Raw genomic sequence first — 4,035 nt, 5'->3', positions numbered from 1 at the left:
GGTCGAGGGCGCGCAGCTTTACGCCGGCAACGCCAGTTCGGTGCGGACGCCGTCGGGCACGGTGGTCTACAATCCGCGCGACGGAGTGTTCACCGTCAGCTTCGTCGATGACAAGGCCAACATCAGCCTGGGCGACAATCGTTTCCAGGATCCGGCGCACCGCACCGACTTCGGCGGTTCGCTGACCCCGCAATGGGGCGTTCCCACCGACCTGACCGATTTCAACTTCCTCGAAAGCGCCGGGCCGGAAGCGGGATCGCCGCGCGTCGACGCGATCACCTTCTTCTATCAGCGGCCCGGATCGCAGACGACCTACGTCTCGCTGGCCGGCTATGTCCGCAACACCTTCACCCCGTCCGACACGCCCGGCGTGTTCGCGAAGGATTCGAACAGCGTGTTCCAGCGCGGCGCGATGGTGTTCGGCGCGCAGACCAGCCGCACCCAGATCCCGGTCACCGGCACCGCCAGCTACGAAGGCGGAATGCTGGCGACGATGGTGGTCAACAACACGCTCGATTCGTCGAACCCGCAATCCACGTACTTCCAGTGGATCACCGGCAGCAGCAAGATCGACATCGATTTCGGCAAGTCGACGATGAGCATGTTGCTGACAGGCACCGCCTCCGCCGCCAATTATGCCGGCCAGACGCTGGCCCCCGGCGCCACCGGCGTGCCCGGTGGATCGACCTTCACCGCCACCGGCGCGGGGACGATCGACCTGGCGAGCACCGGCGGCTTCACCGGCCAGTTCTCCCAGGCGGGCTTCTCGAACGCAAACAACGGCGCGGTGCCGGTGTTCGATCGTGCCAACCCCGGCAATTCGGTGGCGGGCGCCAATTCGATCGACGGCACCTTCTTCGGCCCCAACGCGGTCAACGTGGGCGGCAATTTCCGTATCGTCGGCGGCGTGCCCGATCAGCGGGTCGACATCCTCGGCGCGTTCACCGGCGCCAAGAAGTAGGACGGCGGCCAAGGGAGGCGAGGATGCGCGGCCTGCTTGCCGCCCCGGTGCTGCTCGGCCTGACGCTGGCGGCGCCGGCCGCGGCGCAGGATCGGGCGCCGGAAACCGTTGAACAGCCCCCGACGCCGCCGGTCGCCGCGCCCGCGTGCACCTATGGCATCTGCCAGGTCCAGCTCACCCCCGCGCAGTTGCTCGCCCGCGCCGAAATGCTGGTGCGCGAGCGCCGCTTCGCCGAAGCCGAACCGCTGATCGAAGCATTGGCGCAGGCGCCGGAGATGAAGCTGCAAAGCCGCTTCCTCGCCGGCTATGCCGCGTCGGAACAGGGCGACTACAAACGCGCCGCCGAGGTGTTCAAGGGCATCCTGGCCGACGATCCCAACCAGACGCGCGTGCGGCTCGAGCTGGCCCGCGCGATGCTCGGGCTGGGCCAGACCGCCAGCGCCGACCGCCAGTTCCGCATCGCCGAACAGGGCGGCGGCCTGCCCCCCGATCTCGCCCGCGTCATCCGCGGCGCGCGCGACGTGATCCGTTCGCAGCGGTTGTGGCGGCTCGACGTCGATTTCGGCATCGCCCCCGACACCAACATCAACGGCGCCACCGCCGCCGACACGATCAACATCCAGTTCGGCGACACCACCCTGCCGGTCTCGCTCAACGACGATGCGAAGGCGCGATCGGGCACGGGTCAGGTCGCCAGCATCAGCGCCGGGGCGCGGCTGCCGCTGTCGCCAAAGACCGCGATGCTGGTCGATTTCATCGGCAGCGGCACCAACTATGCCGGCACCGCCTATGACGATTACCTCGTCCAGCTCGCCGCCGGGCCGCAGCGCAACCTGTCGCACGATTCCAGCGTGTTCGCACAGGTCGTCGGCGCACAGCGCTGGTACGGCGGCCGCAGCGCCAGCCATCAGCTCGGCGCGCGACTGGGCGGCCAGATCGCGGTCGCAGACAAGACTCGGATCGGGCTGCAACTCGACGCGCGGCGCACCACCGCGCTGTTCGACCGCGACTACGACGGGTGGCAGGTCGGGCTCTACGCCAATGCCGAACGCGCGGTCGCGCGCACCCTCGTCGCCTCCGCCGGGCTGTTCGTGCGCCGCGACGCGCTGCACGCCGCGGCCTATTCGAACACGGAGGTCGGCGGATCGGTCGGCGTCGGCGGCGAGCTGCCGCTCGGCATCAACTTCGCGGCCACCGGGGTGCTTTCGCGCGCCGGCTATGACGCGCCGATGGTGATCTTCTCCAGCGAACCGCGCCGGGACTGGCGGATGTCGGCCGGGCTGACGCTGGGCAACCGCAAGGTCCGCGTGCTGGGTTTCTCCCCCTCGGTCCAGTTCGCCTATTCGCGCTCCGATTCGACGCTGGCGTTCTTCGCCAACGATCGCCTGCGTCTGCGCTTCGCGCTCGCCCGCTATTTCTGACAGCCCGTTCCGAAATGGGTCTGTGGCGCATCCGCGGTGCCGGCCCGCGCGGCGCCGACTCGCTATCCCTTGGCGCGAAACCCGCAGATGATGCCGAACACGAACGCGCTGACCAGCGCCAGTTGCACCTTCCCGCCGGGATCGCTCCACCCGAAATAGGTGTTGCCGAACGCGAACAGCGCGATGAACATCACCATCGCCAGAAACGCCATCACTCATAACCCTTTACGATCACGCGATTCATGCGCGAACCGACCCTGCGCCCGACAGGTAAACGAGGCGTGAAGCCCTTGCCCCCGATGCGACGAACCGCCATAGGCGCGGCCATGAAACTCCGCATCGTGGTGACGCTCAAGAACGGCGTACTCGACCCTCAGGGCAAGGCGATCGAGCATGCGCTCGCCGGCCTGGGATTCCATGGCGTCGATCAGGTCCGCACCGGCAAGATCTTCGAGATCGACGTCGCCGACGACACCTCCGACGGCCAGATCGACGAGATGTGCCGCAAGCTGCTCGCCAACACGGTGATCGAGAATTACCGGGTGGAGCGCGTATCGTGAAAACCGCGGTGATCGTCTTCCCCGGATCGAACTGCGACCGGGATCTGGCGGTCGCGCTGGAGGCGGTGACCGGCACCGCCCCCGCCATGGTGTGGCACGGCGACAGCGACCTGCCCGACCGGGTCGGCCTGATCGCGCTGCCGGGCGGCTTCTCCTACGGCGATTACCTCCGCTGCGGCGCGATCTCCGCCCGCTCGCCGGTGATGCGCGCGGTGGTCGACGCGGCGGGGCGCGGCGTGCCGGTGCTGGGGGTGTGCAACGGCTTCCAGGTGCTGACCGAGGCGGGGCTGCTGCCCGGCGCGCTGATGCGCAACGCCGGCCTCGATTTCGTTTGTCGCGACGTCGCGCTGACCGTCGCCAACAGCCAGAGCCTGTTCACCGCGCAATACCGCGCGGACGAGACGATCCGCGTGCCCGTCGCCCACCACGACGGCAATTATTTCGCCGATGCCGACACGCTCGATCGCCTTGAAGGCGAAGGCCGCGTCGCGTTCCGCTATGCCGAGCCGGTCAACGGATCGGCGCGGTCGATCGCCGGCATCCTCAACGACGCCGGCAACGTGCTGGGCATGATGCCGCACCCCGAACGCAAGATCGAGGGCGCCCACGGCGGCAACGACGGCCGCCGCCTGTTCGAGGGACTGCTCGAAGCGGTCGGCTGATCGCGCCATCGCCTCCCGATCCGCGCGATCCGCTCCGACATACCGGCGGGGGGCCGCGATGCCGGATTCATCGCGCGGCAAACCATCGATCCCGATGTCGACCGATTCGGCGAGGGGCAAGGTGCCCTCGCGTCGTCCTTGCGAGGGGCAATGCCCTGCGGCGATCGAGCGCCCCGCGTGCCGCGCTGACGCCGTCGCTTCTCCCTACCGCCCCCGCTTCCCCCCGAACACGGGCGTCCCGCGTGCCAGCAGCATGATCACGGTCGGCCAGAACAGCGTGTTCCAGATGTCGTGCCAATTGGCCCACAGGTCGATCCGGGTGTGGAACACGACGCTGTCGCGCAGGTCCCACGCCTCGCCCGCCACCGCCACCACCGCCACGACGGCCCATGGCTTCCAGCTCCCCGCGCGCCATCCCGTCACCAGCATCA

Annotated in this window: 5 protein-coding genes and 1 pseudogene; 4 read left to right on the top strand and 2 right to left on the bottom strand. The window is 68.7% G+C overall.

Features of this window, described 5'->3' with window-relative positions; all coding sequences use genetic code 11:
• Nucleotides 1-961: transferrin-binding protein-like solute binding protein (locus VNR91_RS03740; RefSeq protein WP_325489447.1), on the top strand; the 961-nt coding region annotated here is incomplete at its 5' end.
• 23 nt (nucleotides 962-984) lie between these two features.
• On the top strand, nucleotides 985-2,382 hold the full coding sequence (locus VNR91_RS03735; protein WP_325489446.1) for a porin family protein: 1,398 nt from the start codon (nucleotides 985-987) through the stop codon (nucleotides 2,380-2,382).
• Between the two features lie 62 nt (nucleotides 2,383-2,444).
• Here VNR91_RS03735 and VNR91_RS03730 read toward each other — a convergent pair whose 3' ends face one another.
• Entirely contained in the window at nucleotides 2,445-2,597 is a 153-nt protein-coding gene (locus VNR91_RS03730) for a hypothetical protein (RefSeq protein ID WP_325489448.1), read from the bottom strand.
• Between the two features lie 111 nt (nucleotides 2,598-2,708).
• On the opposite strand from VNR91_RS03730, the gene purS reads away from it, so the two are divergent.
• A complete protein-coding gene (purS, locus tag VNR91_RS03725) occupies nucleotides 2,709-2,942 on the top strand; it encodes a phosphoribosylformylglycinamidine synthase subunit PurS (RefSeq protein WP_325489445.1) in 234 nt (77 codons plus the stop codon).
• Complete coding sequence (purQ, locus tag VNR91_RS03720) at nucleotides 2,939-3,604, top strand: phosphoribosylformylglycinamidine synthase subunit PurQ (protein ID WP_325489444.1); 666 nt, start codon at nucleotides 2,939-2,941, stop codon at nucleotides 3,602-3,604. The genes purS and purQ overlap by 4 nt, the downstream gene beginning before the upstream one ends.
• A 204-nt stretch (nucleotides 3,605-3,808) precedes the next feature.
• On the opposite strand, the pseudogene VNR91_RS03715 reads toward purQ, so the two are convergent.
• Nucleotides 3,809-4,035, bottom strand: a pseudogene (locus tag VNR91_RS03715) (hypothetical protein); the annotation flags it as partial.

It is taken from the genome of Sphingomonas sp., assembly GCF_035555815.1.
Lineage (GTDB): Bacteria > Pseudomonadota > Alphaproteobacteria > Sphingomonadales > Sphingomonadaceae > Sphingomonas.
The sequence above is the reverse complement of the archived record's forward strand: the minus strand, read 5'-3'. Positions and strand labels throughout refer to the sequence as shown.

Excerpts from the sequence above, each read along its gene's own strand:
- VNR91_RS03735 (WP_325489446.1), top strand. The coding sequence starts at position 985 with ATGCGCGGCCTGCTTGCCGCCCCGGTGCTGCTCGGCCTGACGCTGGCG.
- purS (WP_325489445.1), top strand. The coding sequence starts at position 2,709 with ATGAAACTCCGCATCGTGGTGACGCTCAAGAACGGCGTACTCGACCCT.